17 protein-coding genes are annotated in these 17,218 nt (G+C 61.2%); 6 read left to right on the top strand and 11 right to left on the bottom strand.

Annotation, left to right across the window (positions count from 1 at the left end; all coding sequences use genetic code 11):
* Nucleotides 1-40: 40 nt before the first annotated feature.
* The 5 genes from JQ628_RS01050 to JQ628_RS01030 all read right to left on the bottom strand — a co-directional run bounded on the left by JQ628_RS01050 (nucleotide 41) and on the right by JQ628_RS01030 (nucleotide 6,230).
* Complete coding sequence (locus JQ628_RS01050; protein ID WP_212217851.1) at nucleotides 41-1,327, bottom strand: PBSX family phage terminase large subunit; 1,287 nt, start codon at nucleotides 1,325-1,327, stop codon at nucleotides 41-43.
* Between the two features lie 476 nt (nucleotides 1,328-1,803).
* Nucleotides 1,804-2,034: a hypothetical protein gene (locus JQ628_RS01045; RefSeq protein ID WP_212219251.1), complete on the bottom strand. Its 231-nt coding sequence runs from the start codon at nucleotides 2,032-2,034 to the stop codon at nucleotides 1,804-1,806.
* A 2,191-nt stretch (nucleotides 2,035-4,225) separates the two neighbouring features.
* On the bottom strand, nucleotides 4,226-4,633 hold the full coding sequence (locus tag JQ628_RS01040; RefSeq protein WP_212217848.1) for a hypothetical protein: 408 nt from the start codon (nucleotides 4,631-4,633) through the stop codon (nucleotides 4,226-4,228).
* A 27-nt stretch (nucleotides 4,634-4,660) separates the two neighbouring features.
* A complete protein-coding gene (locus tag JQ628_RS01035; RefSeq protein ID WP_212217845.1) occupies nucleotides 4,661-5,095 on the bottom strand; it encodes a hypothetical protein in 435 nt (144 codons plus the stop codon).
* Between the two features lie 784 nt (nucleotides 5,096-5,879).
* Entirely contained in the window at nucleotides 5,880-6,230 is a 351-nt protein-coding gene (locus tag JQ628_RS01030; RefSeq protein ID WP_212217842.1) for a DNA-directed RNA polymerase subunit N, read from the bottom strand.
* A gap of 420 nt (nucleotides 6,231-6,650) precedes the next feature.
* Here JQ628_RS01030 and JQ628_RS01025 point away from each other — a divergent pair, with 420 nt between their 5' ends.
* Nucleotides 6,651-6,836 carry a hypothetical protein gene (locus tag JQ628_RS01025; RefSeq protein ID WP_212217839.1) on the top strand — a complete coding sequence of 62 codons (186 nt, stop codon included), beginning with the start codon at nucleotides 6,651-6,653 and terminating at the stop codon, nucleotides 6,834-6,836.
* A 247-nt stretch (nucleotides 6,837-7,083) separates the two neighbouring features.
* Nucleotides 7,084-7,344 carry a hypothetical protein gene (locus tag JQ628_RS01020; RefSeq protein WP_212217836.1) on the top strand — a complete coding sequence of 87 codons (261 nt, stop codon included), beginning with the start codon at nucleotides 7,084-7,086 and terminating at the stop codon, nucleotides 7,342-7,344.
* Nucleotides 7,345-7,441: 97 nt separating this feature from the next.
* Here the strand turns inward: JQ628_RS01020 and JQ628_RS01015 are convergent, their stop codons facing one another.
* The 3 genes from JQ628_RS01015 to JQ628_RS01005 all read right to left on the bottom strand — a co-directional run bounded on the left by JQ628_RS01015 (nucleotide 7,442) and on the right by JQ628_RS01005 (nucleotide 10,755).
* Nucleotides 7,442-7,795 (bottom strand): phasin, encoded by a 354-nt coding sequence (locus tag JQ628_RS01015; RefSeq protein WP_212217833.1) that lies wholly within the window; start codon nucleotides 7,793-7,795, stop codon nucleotides 7,442-7,444.
* Between the two features lie 671 nt (nucleotides 7,796-8,466).
* Entirely contained in the window at nucleotides 8,467-9,600 is a 1,134-nt protein-coding gene (locus JQ628_RS01010) for an alpha-hydroxy acid oxidase (RefSeq protein ID WP_212217830.1), read from the bottom strand.
* Between the two features lie 138 nt (nucleotides 9,601-9,738).
* Nucleotides 9,739-10,755, bottom strand: coding sequence for a GlxA family transcriptional regulator (locus tag JQ628_RS01005; protein ID WP_212217827.1), 1,017 nt, complete (start codon nucleotides 10,753-10,755; stop codon nucleotides 9,739-9,741).
* A 65-nt stretch (nucleotides 10,756-10,820) separates the two neighbouring features.
* Here JQ628_RS01005 and JQ628_RS01000 point away from each other — a divergent pair, with 65 nt between their 5' ends.
* From JQ628_RS01000 to JQ628_RS00985, 4 genes are all read left to right on the top strand, one after another.
* Entirely contained in the window at nucleotides 10,821-11,534 is a 714-nt protein-coding gene (locus JQ628_RS01000; RefSeq protein WP_212217824.1) for a hypothetical protein, read from the top strand.
* 5 nt (nucleotides 11,535-11,539) lie between these two features.
* Nucleotides 11,540-12,829, top strand: coding sequence for an MFS transporter (locus JQ628_RS00995; protein WP_212217821.1), 1,290 nt, complete (start codon nucleotides 11,540-11,542; stop codon nucleotides 12,827-12,829).
* Between the two features lie 108 nt (nucleotides 12,830-12,937).
* Entirely contained in the window at nucleotides 12,938-13,600 is a 663-nt protein-coding gene (locus JQ628_RS00990; RefSeq protein WP_249127384.1) for a YqcI/YcgG family protein, read from the top strand.
* The gene (locus tag JQ628_RS00985; protein WP_212217816.1) at nucleotides 13,597-13,935 is read left to right on the top strand and encodes a cupin domain-containing protein; all 339 of its coding nucleotides are present in this window, start codon (nucleotides 13,597-13,599) and stop codon (nucleotides 13,933-13,935) included. The genes JQ628_RS00990 and JQ628_RS00985 overlap by 4 nt, the downstream gene beginning before the upstream one ends.
* Here JQ628_RS00985 and JQ628_RS00980 read toward each other — a convergent pair.
* The 3 genes from JQ628_RS00980 to JQ628_RS00970 form a co-directional block, all read right to left on the bottom strand.
* Nucleotides 13,924-14,103 carry a hypothetical protein gene (locus JQ628_RS00980; protein WP_212217813.1) on the bottom strand — a complete coding sequence of 60 codons (180 nt, stop codon included), beginning with the start codon at nucleotides 14,101-14,103 and terminating at the stop codon, nucleotides 13,924-13,926. The genes JQ628_RS00985 and JQ628_RS00980 overlap by 12 nt on opposite strands.
* A 407-nt stretch (nucleotides 14,104-14,510) precedes the next feature.
* Entirely contained in the window at nucleotides 14,511-15,788 is a 1,278-nt protein-coding gene (locus JQ628_RS00975) for a CaiB/BaiF CoA transferase family protein (protein ID WP_212217809.1), read from the bottom strand.
* A 190-nt stretch (nucleotides 15,789-15,978) separates the two neighbouring features.
* On the bottom strand, nucleotides 15,979-17,031 hold the full coding sequence (locus JQ628_RS00970) for a hypothetical protein (protein ID WP_212217806.1): 1,053 nt from the start codon (nucleotides 17,029-17,031) through the stop codon (nucleotides 15,979-15,981).
* Nucleotides 17,032-17,218: the final 187 nt, after the last annotated feature.

Below are 17,218 nucleotides of genomic sequence, written 5' to 3'. Positions count from 1 at the left end.
GTCAATTGCAGTACCTGTAGCAGTTGGCCGGCGCTCCCTCTCACTTCCACCCAGCTTCGGCGTACCGGATCGGCCGGTTGAAGTTTCCCGCCCTGCCCGGCGCTTCGTAACAAATCGCCATCAGTCCCAGCGCATCTGCGGCGTGGCTCGACCAGTCGTGCTCCGGGCCGAGCCCGACGTTGCGCTCATCGTCGCGGCGCTCATGGTAGAAGCCGATCGCGTCGCGGCCGGCTTCGGTCGTCGCCTCATTCCACCAGATTTGCGGGCCCAGCCGGCGCAGCGCCTCGATGCGCATCATCGCGGCGCCCCTGCCCTGGTTCTTCACCGGCGGCTCGACCGTGAATCCCGCTTCGCGCAAATGGTCCTCGTAGCGCTTGCCGGTGATGTTGTTCGTGGCGACGCCATCATGCGGCAAATAGAGGATCGCGTTATGGTAGCCGCGCGAGCGCAGCCAGTTGACGTGGAACGCCAGCACCTGGCCGATGCTCTCGTAATAGTCCAGCACGCGAATTTCGTTGCCGACCCACTGCACGATCCAGATCGTAAACGCATCAGCGCCGGCACCGGCGCCGCCGATGTCGATGAAGGCGCGCAGCGGCAACAACGGATCGGCGGAAACCTTTCCGATCCGTCCCAGCGATTTCGCTTCCGAAAGCATCTGCGCGAAATACGCACCTTCGAACGCACGCACGTAGTCGCCCTCCCAGATATGATCGTAGCGGTCGGGATAGAGCGACAGGTCGAGCCGGCGTTCCTCCTCCAGCACGGCGGGAAACCAGGGATTGTCGCGCCAGTTCGCCTTCACCACGATCGCGCCCGCAGGTTTGCGCGCGCGCAGAAAATCGTCGATCGCGTCCGATTTGCGCCGGGGATTCCAGCTTGCCCATAGTTCGGATCCGGCGGCGCGGATGGTTGGTCGCAGCAGCGCAAGGCTGCGCGCGCTGAGCGACTGGGCCTCATCCACCCACGCGATGCGGAATCCTTCCAGCGACTTGATCGAATCCGCGGTGTGATCCTGCATGCCGCGAAAGATAATGATGCCGTCGCCCGGTGTTTCGATCTTGTCGGCGAAGACACGAAAGCCGCTGCCGAGGCCAAGCGAGGCGACCTTGCTTTCGATCAGCCGCTTGGACGATTGCGCCAGCGTGCGCTGCGCCTCGCGGATACAGACCGCCAGCGTGCCGCGCTCCGCCTGGCAGGTCTCGACCAGCAACTCACCGAAGAAGTGCGATTTGCCGGAGCCGCGCCCGCCGTACACGCCCTTGTAGCGTGCAGGCTTGAGCAGCGGCTCGAACGCCCTTGCGGTTGGAATTTTCAAGGTGGACAAAGAGTCGACTCGAATTGTCTCGTACGGCGCATGATAGAACGCGCCTCAGGGCTTCATGAACGCCTTGATCCATTGCCGGCGAAACGCTTCCAGATCGTCCGGCGATGCGGCCCCTGGCGCGTTCGACGGAGGCGACGCAGCCGGGAAGCGTTCGTCGAATGTCGCGGGAGCACCGGGACGCGGAAGCGGGCCCGGTGAAACGAACGGCACGGCCGGCGCTCCAAAATCAAATACGGTCGTGCTCGGTGCATCCCCAACGCGCTCCAATGCGCGCACGTGAGATTTCAAAAGCACCACGGGATTGTGCGGTCTTCGCTATCAGGCTCGCCTAAAGCGAACAGCTCGCATGCTGTGGCACCATCGATGCCACCCTCATTCAGTGAAGCCACAACGAAAATCGGAGGACGATGCGCGTGTCAGAAAAAGTGCAAGGCCAACGCAAGGATACACTATCATAGAACAAAACAGGAACATCGTCAATCGCCGGCGCTGGCAGCCCCGTCCTCACAGGACAAAACCTGTTCCGACGAGTCCTCCGGATGAACGATCACGCGCTCGATCCGATGAACCACCTTGCGTGGATCGTCTCCGCTTTGCAGCGGTTGCGCCGCCTTGCCCCAACCGCGATCGAGGATGGAATTCGCAGCCGACACGCGCGCGGCGGGCGTTGCGTCGTTTGATCGCATGATGCCAACCAGCACATTCATGGCGGTTCGCGTGTGGCTGCGCGCCAGCGAGCGGATTTCCGTCAACGTTCTCGATCTACTCAAAAAATGCGTCCCACATGGCGATTGCGAGGAGACCGACCAGCGCGAGCGAAATCAGATACGCTGTCATCGGTGTCTCCAGGATTAAAGGTGCGGCATGATCGCTGCGCGCAATCATTTCCCGGCGCGAACCGGTATCCCTCGACCGGAGGGGCCGCGTGCGGCGCTGGCCTCATGCCACGCCGCGGCCGGCACGTTCGCGCGTGCCGGCAAAACTCGCTTTCCCGAAAGGCTCGGACGACGGCTCGCTGACGACGCCCAGGCGGGGTGCACGGGGAGGATGCGGCGTCGTGACGTGCGGCCGTCGTCCGATTCGAAAAAATGCCAATGAAAAAGCCCGCGGCGGATTTTTCCGCGCGGGCTTCTGAAGATTGTTGCGATGATGACGTTATGCCACTGATTTGCCCGACGTGTCAATGCCGATTTCGCTATTTCCGAAATCGTCAAGGACGCCGGCAAGATACCCGTACGGGCGATCGATTCGTTATCGCCCTTGCCTGGTATAGGTCAGAAAAATTTTCTCGGGCATAAGAACCACAATCTGATGATGCAGGATGCGCGAGTGCGCGACCTGTTGACGATTTGCTTGAAAAGAAGACGCTCAACGTTCATTGTCGCCGAGACGGATTTCGTTTCGCGACAAGGGTCATCGAGCAAATTAGAGACAGTTAAGGATTAAAGAACGAGTCGCGTACCCAGCCGGCGCCAAGGCTTTCGACTTTGCGTTCCTTCACGTCATAGGAGAAACCAGTCGTAACATCCTTGTTCGAGAACCTGACCAAGTAGTATCTCGCTCTGGGATTATATCCGATGACTTGGACGAATCGTGATTTGGTCGCTTCGATCAAGATTGGATCGCCATCACAGCCGCCGAACGGGAAGTACTTGCGATTGAGCTCGTTGTAGGGACCTATTTCAAGGGGACGGTACCAAGGTATCTGCGTGGAAAGCAATTGATCGAGCTCGGATACGTAAGCCGACACTCTTGCGACACAGGCCGGAGTGTTGTCAGCCAACGCGCTCGGCGTTGGAGTTACATGGCAGCAAAGTGCGACTGCCGCTGCCCATCGTGTCAGATCAAACCTTTTCTTGCACATCGGAAACCGGCTCCTAAATGCGATAAAGCATCCAAAGTAATGACGACGGGTGTCTCGAGCTCGATCATCGGAAACTGTCAACCCAAGCGTACAAGCAGCGTCAACAAAGATGCATCATTGTCCATATCCGGGAGGCACGCCCGGCATCAGGAAGGCAACCGCTCGTCGACCCCAACTTTGACCCGTTCTGTGAGGAGATTTCGAGCGCCTCTTCTGCATTTATTGCCAAGAACCTCCGTATTTTTTGTGCAGAAGCGGCTGGCAGCGACGTGCGCATGGCACGTTTGCGCGCGCGGGCACGGCGCGCATTCCCGAAAGGCTCGGACGACGGCGCGCTGACGACGCCCAGGCAGGGTGCATGGGGAGGATGTTGCGTCGTGCCGTGCGGCCGTCGTCCGATTCGAAAAATGCTCATGAAAAAGCCCGCGACGGATTTCTCCGCGCGGGCTTTTGAAGATTGTTGCGATGATGATGTTATGCCACTGATTTGCCCGACGTGCCAATGCTGATTTCGCTATTTCCGAAATCGCCGAGGACGCCGGCAATACTCGTGCGGGCGATCGATGTCGTTATCGCCTTCGGCTGGGCGCAAGCAGCTCCAGAATCCAGTCTTCGTCATCGGGCCCCCCCTGGTTCCGGAAAGCCGAAGATCGGCGGCGGAACGGGATAGTTAGGCATCGGCTTGCTGCTAAATGTCGCGGGCGGCGGCCTGCCGGTCTGAAGCGATCCGGTCTGATACAATTCGCGAACTGTGCCAGGTCCAGGCGACGAAACGCGGTGTTCGAGGCGACCCTCAAGACCCGTCTGATTGGGACGCGAGAAAGCCTCGTCGGATGGAAGAAAGGGTGGCAGAGCCGGCGTGCTCCTATCGAAAGGGGATGCGTCTGGTCTTCCGGCGATACGGCGACCCAGATATCGTTCCGGTCTTCTATTGGAAATTACGGATGTCGAACTTGATTGGGGCGGATGCGCGCGCTGCCCCGCGTCTACGGGCAGCGATATTCGAAGAGTTCCATTGTTCAGTTCTAGCGGGCTTATGACTCTCGGATCGTCAATTGGATCATTGGGGTCTGGCGGGACTTTCCAAATGGTGTCCCTTCCCTCTTTGTCTCTCGTGCGGCGTTTCGTGCCGCTTGTTCGACCTGCTGGATGGTTTGTTCAACCAGATCCACTACGGAACGCATGACCGCGGTGGGATCATCAGCGAACTGCATCGAGGCAATCACGCTGTTTTTGAAATTTTTCAGGTCATTGACCGAGTTGTCCTCATACTCGCCCGCAAGCGGCTTGCGCGTTCCGGATTCGAAATAAGATCCAGGCCCGTTCAAATAGTAGTCGATAACATCGTTCGCCTGGGCCAGAATCTCGGCCTTGTCTGCTTCGGTTATCCGGGTCGTCCTTGAACCCGGCGGCGGCAGAGGCTTTCTTTCAATCGTCGCCAAGAGACAAACTCCAATAGCTTGTACCCGTCAATGCGGGTCTAAATGAGAACTGAATCGGATGTAGAGCGTGCCCACGCGCTTGTTCTCGATATACAGGCCGCCTCTGGCGCCTCCCCCTTTGAAGAAAGGCACAGGCGCTATCCGTCTACGAGGATCGACTACGACTTTGTCAGCGGCGTAGGCGAAATAGCAGCAGGTGATGTCGCGGCTGCCGTACAAATGGACGATTAGTCGCTCGGGCTCGCTGCGAAATACCAGAAAGGTGATCCACAACCCCAGGGATTCCAGTTCGCCACGACACGATTTTGCAAATTGGCAATCGAGAGTACCTGCGTCTTTCCTGGCGCCGATCTCCGCGCCAAAGTCGACGCTGTAGTCTGTAGCGAGCGCCGGGTCAGCCAATAAGAGAGCGCCGACGAGCGCGAGCGCTCTCTTGAATCGCCATCGAACATTGGTGCTCACCAGCTCACCCCCCCTTGCCGGAACGGCTTGGAGCCTAAGAACAAATCACGAACACGTCAATCGGTCACAAGTGGGGGTTTCGAAGTCGGCCGCTCCTTCAGGAATTCTGCCTTTGCACGTCTTGAGGGTGAACTATCACACGCTCGATCCGATGGACGAGTTCGAGCGGGCCATTGCCGCAATCATCGCGTCCCTTCCTTGAAACAAAGGTGCGGCATGATCGCTGCGCGCAATCATTTCCCGGCGCGAACCGGTATCCCTCGACCGGAAGGGCCGCGTGCGGCGCTGGCCTTATGCCACGCCGCGGCAGGCACGTTCGCGCGTGCCGGCAAAACTCGTTTTCCCGAAAGGCTCGGACGACGGCGCGCTGACGACGCCCAGGCAGGGTGCATGGGGAGAATGCGGCGTCGTGACGTGCGGCCGTCGTCCGATTCGAAAAATGCTCGTGAAAAAGCCCGCGGCGGATTTCTCCGCGCGGGCCCGATGAAGATTTCTGCGATGATGACGTTATGCCACTGATTTGCCCGACGCGTCAATGCCGATTTCGGTATTTCAGAAGAAATCTCACGGATCTGGGGTGAGATGCCCGCACGAGCGGTCGGTCGTTATAGCCCTCGCCCTGCCGTGCGTTTGTATTGGTCAGAAAATTCTCCAGGCATATGAAAAAGCCCGCGGCGGATTTCTCCGCGCGGGCCGATGAAGATTTCTGCGATGATGCCGCTATGCCAGTGATTTGCCCGACGTGTCAATTGTTTGACGCGCCGATCGAGTGTTCGTCCCGGCTCTACTCGAGCGGCTGAACGGGCGGTGCGCGGCGCGCAGCCGGACGCGCTTCGGCGGCTCTTGCAGATGGCGGCGGCGAACTTGCATCTGCCGTCACCTGCGTTGTCGAACTGTAGCGCGTTGCCGCCCGTCGAGCCCGCGGCGAAGACGCAGAGCGCCGCAGACCCCATGAGCGGGCGATCGATGGTCCTGCCGAATATCCGACGAATGCTCCCGCGACCGCGCCGACCGGGCCCAGCACGACGGCTCCCGACAGGGCGCCGAGCGCAGCGTCTCCGACACGCTCCCCTGCCTTGGCCTGGAATGAGATGAAAGACCCTGCGATCAGGGTAGCTATCAGCAGTTTGTTCATCGCGAGTCCCCCGGGTAAAGCGCGATACGTACCGGACCCCAAAAATGCGGCGCGAGCGAGGAGTGCTCCATCACATTCTCGCCCAGTTCAGCCGGGGTCGATGGAAAAAGCCCACCACGGAAACTCTGTCGCGGGCCTGCCGATGATCTCTGCAATGATGGCGAGATGCCACTGATTTGCCCGACACACCAAATTTTTAACGCGCCGTAAACAAATCTGCGGAAATGCTACGAAACAGCTTCGACAAGTTGAAACGGCTGTCGGCTAGTATCGCAAATGAAAAAACCCGCTGCCGGTTTCCCGGCGCGGGCTGCGATCTTTGCGACGATGAAGAAGTGCCACTGATTTGCCCGACGTGTCAAGCGCGCGACATTTTGGTCGAAGCTCGGGTAACTGGACAGAGGTCAAAGGAGACAGCCGATGTACTTCGCTGCTGGCGTTCTGCTGGTTCTTTCAGGCATATTCTACGCCGCCGGCCATCACGAGCTTGGCTCTTACAGCTCCAGCGTCTGCCGATATGGCGGCGTATTCTGCGACAACCCGGTGATCGTCCTGGTGGGAGCGGGTCTCGCCGCGGTCTGGGGCGCGTTCGTCAGCGTCAAGTAACGCGAGCCTCGGCCACGCGTCGTTCCGCTTCCGGCGATGGTGGCGCCATGCCACTGACGAAGTGCCAAATCTCATGCGGAACCAAATTGCCGCCGGCACGTTGTCGCGATTGAAGCCGCCGCCCGCCGTTCATAACGGCGCCTGTCGCGGATAGCCAAAGGTCTTGGACCCGCTGTTCAGAGCAAGCGCACGCGCGGATAGCCAAAGGCGGCGGCTTCGTTTGACCCAGCAGGCGAGCGATTGACCGATGCCCATCGAAACACCCGCACCGTCCCTCCAGCCCGGCATGGCCGAACGTGCCATTGATGCGGCCGCCGACGTGTCCCGAACGATCACCGACGTTTCGGAAGGGTTAAAAAGCGCGGTTGACCGGCTGAGCGAAGCGATTGCGCAATCGCGCCGGCCCGGCGGCGTGCTCGCAACCGTCAGCGCCGTCACCCGGGAAGCGCCGCTCGCGAGCCTGTTCGTTGCGTTCCTGCTCGGTGTTGCGGTCGCGCGGCGGCGTTAGAGCATGATCCGGAAAAGTGGACACTGGTTTTCCGAAAAGATCATGCTCAAACAAAAAGATAGAGCGGGATGACGATTCGAAGAAAAGTCATCCTGCTCTAGAACTTGCCCTTTGAGGCATCCTTCGCAGCCGACATCGCGTTGCCCGTGATGGTGCGCATGTGCTCGCCGGCATTGGTGAACTGGCTGCGCAGAAACTCCGACTGTATCCGCATCGCTTCCTGAAGGTCGGTAGCTTGCACCAGCTTGCGCGCATGCTCGAATGCGGCCTTCATGTTCTGCTCGGTGAAGGCGAGCGCCTGCTTCGAGATTTCCGTGCCGGGGCTCGGCACCGTGGCCATCGATTTGGCGGCGGCATCGAAAAACATGCCGAACGCCTTTTCCGCCTGGTCGATGGTCTTTTCGGCCAGATCGCGCAATTCCGCCGGAACTTCCAACTTCGGTTCAATCATGATGGCCCTCCAGAATGGAGGGACGTTAGCATATTTCCGCACGCTGTCTGCGCCGTATTGAGCGCAGGGGAAGCCGATTTCGAGGCGGAAACGGCGATGTCAGATTGCCGAAGCGTCAGCCGCCCGAAATCTGTGTTGCGATAAGAAAGGCCAGGAAAACCGCCGGCACGCTGACAAGTCGGAGAAATTGATCAACGGAAAGCATTGCTCGTCCCCAAGGTTCACTTCGAAACGCCGGCCCCCACGGCTAGCGTCAATGCACGCGTTGAGCCGCCCGTTGCTCGCTTGTCAGCAACTGGTCCGTATAGGCAGCGCCCGAAATCGTGAGCAGCGCCAGGAGTGAGATAACGGCCAACGTTTTCATGGCCATGATGGTCGTTTTCGAATGTGGCCAAAAACGTTTGGGCTTGGCGCATTTTCGGGACGATCCGATGGAACTTGTTGGCCCCAGCGGCAACGCGTCCTCGTCAGCCGGCCATCCCCAAGGCAATTTCCGCTTTCAACTCCAGCGGATGCCGCTAAGGCGGACGGATTCCAATGATGTCAGGAATATGGCATCTCGATGCGGCTAGCCCTGATCGGGCCGCGCCACATGGTCTCGATCTGCTGACCTATCATCGCGCACCCTGCGACTCCGAGGAGAGCTTTCTCGCGACGAGGCAGATCCCGTATCAATATCGATAGGGTTCGATATCAAGCAACGGAAAGGCGCTGAACACGCTCGGCGGATTAGTTGCCGTTGCCGGATGCAGATAGGACCTGTCGAGTTCAGCGAAACTGGTGACGCCGAGCAGGCCGAGGCAACGGATCACTTCATCCTCGAGCAACTCCAGCATCCGAACGATGCCTTCCTCGCCGCCAGCAGCGAGCGCCCAGCACTGTAGGCGGCCGATGCCGACGAGATCGGCGCCCGAGGCGATGGCCTTCACGATATCGGTCCCGCGGCAGAACGAGCCGTCGACCATGATCTTGGCGCGCCCGGCAACGGCGTCGACGATTTCCGGCAGTACATGCATCGCGCCGCGACCGTGATCGAGCTGGCGTCCGCCGTGGTTCGATACGTAGATCCAGTCGACGCCGTGGTCGAGTGCAATCTTCGCATCTTCCGCGGTGGCGATGCCCTTGATGATCAGCGGTGTCTTGTACTTGTCCTTGATCAACTTCACCGTACGCCACTCCAGCCCCTTCTGGAAATCGCCGCCGGTGGCGCGGATGCGGCTCTCGCGCACATAGCGCTTGGCAATATCGCGCTCGCGCCGGCTGTAATGGGCTGTATCGACCGTCAGGCAAAAGGCCGAATATCCGTTGGCGATGCTGCGGCTGACCACGTCTTCCACGAAGGCGTCGTCGCCGCGCACATAGAGCTGGTACATGCGAAGCGCATCGGGCGCGGCCTGTGCCGTCTTCTCCAGGCCCGGCTCCGATACCGAGCTCAGCATGTGACCTGCGCCGAAGCTGCCGGCACCGCGCGCAACTGCGGCACCGGAGTTGGGATCAAAAATCTCGAGCGCGCCGACCGGCGCGATAAATACCGGCAAGCGCATTTTTCGACCAAAGGCTTCCACCGAGGCGTCGACGCGGGCGACGTTGCGCAGCACGCGTGGACGGAACGCGATTTCATCCAGCGACATCCGGTTGCGCCGCATGGTGGTTTCGGTCTCGGACGCCCCGACGATATAATCCCACGCATTCTGGTTGAGCCTGGCGCGCGCCTTGCGAACGAATTCGTGCAGGTTCTGGAATTCCTCGCCGCTGGCGCCGAGTTCGACATTCCGCGCCGGCCTAATCGGGGTCCCGTCATTCATGGTGCGTAGCTCCCTGCATCCTTCGGGTTTTGTTTGGAGCGCACATTAGCTGCCACGCGGCGGCTGTGAAGCATCGAATTTCCAAAGTCGGTAAATGCAGGCCGGTACGATCCTGGCGCATGCCGCGGCAAGCACCTCTCAGCCGGAAAAACGGCTTCGATATTCCGAGGGCGAAACGCCAAGGTGCCGCAGAAACGCCCTCCGCATCCGCTCGTCGTCGCCAAAGCCTGCACGCTTGGCCACCTCGACCACGCCGCCGACCTGCCCGCTCTCGAGCAGCAGCCGCGCGGTCTCGACGCGCAGCGCCTCGACCCCGCTGGCCGGCGTCATGCCGGTACGGCTGCTATAGGCGCGGGCAAACGTCCTCGGCGTCATGCCGGCCTTGGCGGCGAGCACATCGACCCGCAAGTCGCTCGCAATGTTCTCAATGATCCAGGCATGCAGTTCGCTGAAGCGGCCTTCGACATCGGAAGCCTGCGCCGCAAGAATGGTCGAGAACTGGCTCTGGCCGCCGGGGCGCTTCAGGAACACCACCAGCCGCCGCGCCACGTCCAGCGCCGTGGTGTGGCCGAAATCCTCCTCGACGATTGCAAGCGCAAGGTCGATGCCGGCGCTGACGCCGGCGGACGACCATACCCGCCCGTCCTTGACGAAGATCGCATCGGGCTCGACCCGGACGTTTGGAAAGCTGTCTTGCAGGCGCGGGCAATAGCGCCAATGGGTCGCCGCGCGCTTGCCATCGAGGGCGCCGGTCCAGGCCAGCGCGAATGCGCCGAGGCACACCGATGCAATGCGACGGGCCTTGGGCTGGACCTGCGAAATCCACTTCATCAGCGCGGCGTCCTTGCGCATCTCCCAGATGCCGGGACCGCCGGGGATTACGAGGGTGTCGACCTGGTGCGGCCGGACGCTATCGATCGGCGCCGTATCGATCATCATGCCGACGTCGGTGACGACCAATCCGCCCGACGTCGACAGATAGGACAGGGAATAGCCCGGCGCCGGCAGTTCGATCGCCTCCAGCTCCGCAAATACCTGTGCGGGACCTGAGATGTCGAGCAGCGTCACACCGGGAAAGGCGACGATGGCGATGCGGCGCGTCGAAGCCTGCTCGCTCAAGTCAGCACGGCGGGGCTTGGCAGATTTCGAGGGCATATTGTCCTTTAAGCTATTCCGCCGGCGCCTGTACAGTTTTTGCGATGGTTAGCGGGAGTTTTGCCGTGTTGCAAAATCTGGGCGGCCGATACCAGAGCATTCCCTCGCCTTGGGCAGACTACACGGTCCACAGCTTTCCGGACGCCTCGCGTATCGACCTTTCGGACAGGCAATCGCTGATGGATGCGATGAACGGCATCATCGCCGTCAACTGGAAGGCGACCGAGCCGCATTGGACCGCCGAGTCATCTCCCTTCGATCCCAGCTACAGCCTCATCCTGGTCCATGACACCGCCGGGCTGGTCGCGTTCTCCGCGTACCGGATCATGCGGATTGCCGGCGAGCCCGCCATTTACCGCAGTGGCACGGAAGTGCTCCCCGCCCATCAGGGCCGCGGGCTCTACGGCTTCTTCACCTCCGAAGTGCTCAAATGCTCCGGCGCCGCCGAGCATGGCGACAACGGCGTCCTCTACGGATGGCGGACGCGCAATCCCATCGTGTGGGCGGCCAACGCAAAGATCTGCGAAAAGGTGACGCCATCGCTGCTCGATGATGCCGAGCATCCTGCGCTCCAGGCAGCCTGCGTTGAAATGTGCGGCGCGCTTTATCCGGGCAAATCGCTCGAGGTGCCGGAGATGATCATGCGCGGCGCCTACGGCCACATCAAGCATCACCGGCAGGCCTATCGCGGCGCAGCTTCCCTGGTCGATGCCGCCATGTCCCGGGTGATCCCGAATTCCGCGGACGCCCTGTTCTCCGTCGGATATGCGAGGGTGTGACGCCGATGCCCGTACAACCGGCAGTACTTGCGCCCGTCACCCGGTTTGCCGATCGCGCCTATCTGGCATGGGCGGCGGTGGCGATCGCCTATGCCATCGCCTTCCTGCAACGCGTGTCGCCGCAATCGGTCAGCCTCAGCTTCATGGCCGACTTCGAAACCGATGCCGCCGGCGTTGCCATGCTCGCCTCCAGCTATTTCTGGGGATACACCCTGATGCAGATCCCGGCGGGGCTTCTGGTCGACCGCTACGGCGTCAAGCGCGTGGTTCTCGCCAGCATGGCGGCATCGTCGCTGGGCAGCGCCGCCTTTGCTCTCTCGCCGAACCTGCTCGACGTCTTTGCCGCCCGGCTGGTGATTGCCTGCGGCGACGCGCTGATGTTCACGGCGCTGCTCAAGCTGGTCGCGCAGAGCTTTGCCGACGAGCGTTTCGGGGTGATGTCGGGTATCTCGCAAGTGTCGGGCTATGTCGGCGGCGTCATTGCGACCACGCCGCTGGCCGCCGCGGTTACCGGCTTCGGCTGGCGTGCCTGCTTCCTGGTCATCGCATGCGTCGGCCTCGTCAATCTGGCCTTCGCCAAGCTCGCGCTCAAACCTGATCCGGATTCCCACAGCAACAAGACCTTGCGAGGCGTTCTTGCTGCTGCGCGCCAATCGCTGGCCCATATGGCCAACTGGGGCTGCGCCATGACATTCGCGTCCCACTTCGCCGTGGTGACGACCTTGTCCGGCGTGTGGGGCATTCCGATGGTGGCGCACTTCTTCGGCATCTCGCCGTCGGCCGCCGCCACACCCCTCCTCGCCTTCATGATCGGCAATGCCGCAGGATCGATCTTCCTCGGTCACGCCGCCGATCGCGCCGCGGCAGCCCTCGACACCGCCTTGATCCGCATCTGCCTGTTGCGGATGGTGTTGATCGCGATGCTGCTGCCGCCCATCGCTCATGCCCTTGGCCTTGTGTACGTCACCATCGTTTTCACGGTGCTCGGGTTGGTGGCCGGCGGAACCGTTCCGCTGGTGCTGAAATGCACCAAGCGCCTCTACACCACCGATCTGATCGGTGTCGGCGCATCGGTAAACACCACCGCTGCCGGAATTTTCGCAGGTCTTGCGCAACCCGTCATCGGCTTCGCAATGCTCGCCGCGGGCCGGTTCGGCGCAGGCGATGCCGCACAGGGAGCAGCCGTGATTGGTGATGCCGGCTACACCACGCTTATCGCGCTCCTGCTCCTGATGTCGCTGCCCGGCATCGCCGGTCCATTAATGATGAGAAGAAAATTGATCGTTGGTACGTAGCGCTGAGGGGGCGTCATGGATTGCTTGTATCTGAGAAAGGCAGAGATCGCGTCGAGCTTTCCGGTGAGCAGTTGGCAAAGCGTGATGTTCTCGGAATTCGAAGCGCAGATGAGCAGCGAATCCCGCCCCTTCCCTTGCGTGTTCGGCGTCACCGGTCATCGCCTCGATCAACTGCGATACCTGTTTCTCGACCCCTACGATCTCGAAATCCTCGGTGGCCAGCTCGGACATTACGTTTCGCAAGCTCGCTCGTTCGGTCCCAACACATCGCTGGTCGTTTTCACCCGTCCGCGCCCGGTTCAGACGCTGGATGCCTATCACCGCAAGATGTGGCTCACCCTTGACGAGCTTGCCCGGCTGGACAAGCGCCCGTGGCCGGCGGAAATCCCCGAACAGATCGATCATCCGATGTGGGAGTTCTCGTTCGCGGGCGAGCCGATCTTCGTGGTGTGCTCGACGCCCGCGCATGTGATGCGGCAAAGCCGGCGATCCAGCACGTTCATGCTGACCTTTCAGCCGCGCTGGGTCTTCGAGAAAATTCTCGGCACCGAGAAAGCCGCCACCGCCGCCTTTGCCGAAGTCCGCAAGCGCCTCATTCCCTATGACAGCGCCAGTCCATCGCCACTGCTCGGACGCTACGGCGCGGCCGACGGACGCGAATACCAGCAATATTTTCTGCACGACGACAACGAAGCCGCCGGCGGCTGTCCGTTCGCCAGGCTCGCGCAAAACAAGTCATCGCCAATCGAAGACAAGGAGCAAGCCGCATGACCCGGATCATCCCGGCCACGAGAACCGAAATCTCGATCGATCCTGCCATCCTCGATCTGCTTCCCGCGCAAGGCAGCCTCGAGCTGCAACGCGACGCCGCGGGCAAGGTGCATCATTTCCACACCCATCCGGTGGACGAGATCCTGATGATCGTCAGCGGCAGGCTTAATTTCACATGGGAAGGCGGCGAACGCGTCTGCGGCGCAGGGGATACCATCCTGTTGCCTGCCGGAACGCTGCACCAGTCCGAAGCGCTCGACGATTCGGTTTATGCGATCGCAACGCTTCCGCCGGCCAAACCGATCAGACAGGAGGGACTGTTGTCAGGACAGTGAAAGATCGTCCGCGTCCTGGGCCAGTCGCTCGACCAATTCGACGATCTCCGTGCGCTGGTCCGGAGCAAGTTTGATGAAGGCCTTCAACAGCCGCAGGCTTTCGACCGTCTCGCTCGATGGAGCTCCGAGCTTCTTCTGTAGCTCTGCAACATATGTGGGATTTTTCATCTCGCATCCTGGATGAGGACTAAGGAATGACATATCCAAGCAAACGCGAAGGCTTGGCCCAGAAGGTAGACACCGCAGCGCAGGAGGCCGAACGCCTCGGCCTGACGACGGCTACCTTGATACTCCGAATGGCACGCCTTGAGATCGATCGGGCTGAACCCGAAGAAGTTGAAAGTATGCCAAGGAACAACCCACGCAGCAAGCCAAACTAGAGCATGATCCGGAAAAGCACGCCCTCGGGCGCCGACCCGACGGGTGGACACCGGTTTTCCGAAAAGATCATGCGCAAACAAAAAGATAGAGCGGGATGACGATTCGGAGAAAGTCATCCTGCTCTGGCCACTCGCCGGCGACCGCCGAGCCGTTATGTTGACAACTGCACATAGCCGCTGTCTGCGGACAACCGCTTATTCGTCAGTGCCTTGCGCAGAGAGATTGGCTTTTCCGAACGCCCCCGCCTGCGCCAGATCGGCGATGCGGCGATCGTCATAGCCGAGTGTCTTGCGCAACACTTCCCTGGTGTGCTGCCCGAGCAGCGGCGCAGCCACGGGATCGACGGCCGGGGTCAGGCTCATGCCGAGTGGCGTTTCGATATTGGGGACCGAGCCTGCCGTCGGATGCGGGATGCGGCTGAGCCGATCGCGATCACGCACTTCGGGTGCGTTGAATCCTTCCTCGACGGTGCGGAGATAGCCGACGGGGATGTTGGCCTTCTTCATCTTCGCCATCCAGTTCTCGAGCCGGTCGCTGGCGAATATCCCGGCAATGATCGCGCGCAGTTTTTCCTTGTTGGCTGTGCGCGTCTTGCGGTGGGCGAAGTCGGGATCCGTGACGAGGTCAGGCCGGTCGAGCACTTCCGTGACGAGGCGGCGATACAGCCGGTCGTTGGCGCACGCGATGTACAGCGGACCGTCGGAGGCGCGATACACGCCAACGGTCGGCGAACCGTTTGGCGAATTGCCGAATCGCCCCGGATTATTGCCGCTGATCAGATAGGCCATGCCGTAAAATCCGGTCATCGACACCGCGGTGTCGATCAGCGCCACCTCGACCTGCTGGCCGCGGCCGAGCCGCTCGCGGGCCAGCAGCGCCATCAGGATCGCGTTGCAGGCCGACATGCCGGTCGCCATGTCGACGATCGGCGGCCCGGTGCGCACCGGCTCTGCGTCGGGAAAGCCGTTCAGCGACATGAAGCCGCTTTCGGCCTGCGTGATCGGATCAAAGCCCGGGCGCAGGGCGAACGCCCCCTTGCGGCCGTACGCCGAGATCGAGCAATAGACGAGCCGCGGATTTGTAGGCGCTACTGACGCATAGTCGAGCCCGAATTTCTTCATCACGCCGCCGGAAAAATTCTCCACCACCACGTCGGCCTTGGCGATCAGCGCTCGCGCTACCTCGAGCGCCGCCGGGTTGTTGAAGTCGAGCGCGATGCCGCGCTTGTTGCGGTTGAGGCTGAGGAATGCCGCGCTCTCGCCGCCGATCTCGGCATGCTCGTAAGCACGTGTGTCATCGCCGCCATCGGGATTCTCGATCTTGACCACCTCGGCGCCGAAATCCGCGAGCGTCTGCGTACAGGCGGGCCCCGCCACAACGCGGGTGAAGTCGATCACCAGCAGCCCGTCGAGGGCCGTCGGCTCCCCCTTTCCGCGCGGCGTGCGCTCTGGCAGATCAGGCTTTGCAATCATTTCGCGGGCTTCCTCATTGTTTATTCGGCGAAATCTCCGATTATCGCCTTTGAGGCTTTTTAGCGGAAGCGCACGGCTAACGCCAAACCCGGATTTTGCAGGGTGGGAGTTGTGGCAGGCATAGCTGCGCCCGTCCCGCGAAGGGACGCGCCGCCTGGAAGCAGGTCAATCTCGCGAATGCGCCGGCGGACTACTGCTGCTTTTCCCAGAAAGAGAGCAGGCCCTGGGAAGCGGACCCGCCGATCACACAGGGGATGCCGACCGCAACCTGTCCCAGCGCGGCCGCAGAGACGCAGCCAAGGGCTACCGCGCCAACGCCGACCTGCCCCCAGAAGCTGATATCACGCCGGCTGTCCGAGCCTTTGATCTTCAACTCGTCGACCGCGGCGAGCGCATCCTTTCGCAGCGCACCGATTTGCACGGTATCGGCCGCCTCGACCACTTCAGTGAGCGGCGCCTTCACCGCTGCCGGCTGACGCGCGAGTTCGCCGCGCAGATATTCGCGCAGCTTTGCATCCCGCACGGCGTAGCTCGCCAGCGTATAGCGGGCCATGCTGCCAACCGTCAGCTTGTCGATCGTGTCGCGGCTCTTGCTCCACGGCAGCATCTGCACGATGCGCTGGATCGGGACATTCGACCCGGTCGCAAAATAATATCCCCACAGCGTATCCAGCAGATCCTGATTGGTGGCGAAGGTGAGCTTGATGTTCACCTTCCGCTCGTCCTTGGCGAAGGGATTCTTCGTGAAAGTGCCCTTCAGCTTGTCCATCATGCCGGGCTTGGCGTCCTCCAGCGGGATTTCTGCCAGCGTCGGCAGCCTTCCGGCCAGATAGGCGTCGATCATCACCTTGCGCGCCGGCATGCGTTGCGTCATCCGGCGCAGGATGTTTCGCCAATCCGGCACGCCCGAATAGGCCACCGCCCGCACGATCACCCATTCGTCTTCCGGCGGGATGGGAAACAAGCTGTTGACCAGTTGCTCGGCTTTCGCCGGATTCGACGCGATTGCGCCCGCGACGAAGCCCAGATAGATGCCGGCATTCTCCGGCTCCTTGAACGTCTGCGAGTGGAACAGCACACGCACGGCCGCGGGGATGTGAGCGTAGTCCGGCTTGGCCCGATAGTTGTAGATCCATTGCTGAACCACGCCGAGCGAAGCACGCGGATCGATCTGCGGCGCCTTTTCTGCATAGGCAGGCTGGACCAGCATGAACGCTGCGGCGGTGAGAGCGACGTAACGCATTTGATACTCCGGCAGGCCGGCGCTGCCATGCTCGCAACGCCAGCAATCTCAAGGCTTTTTCGAGGGTCGAGCATGAGGCGGCCATTGCGACAATTCTGAGAAAGGGCGCGTCAAGCTTGACGGTCAAATTGTGGCAATCAGGCCCGCAACTCTCCTCACGTCCGACATTCTTTCGCCCCGCGCAGGC

It is taken from the genome of Bradyrhizobium lablabi (genome assembly GCF_018129385.1).
Classification (GTDB): Bacteria; Pseudomonadota; Alphaproteobacteria; order Rhizobiales; family Xanthobacteraceae; genus Bradyrhizobium; species Bradyrhizobium lablabi_C.
Note: the sequence above shows the minus strand (reverse complement) of the source record. Positions and strands in the feature narration are given on the sequence as shown.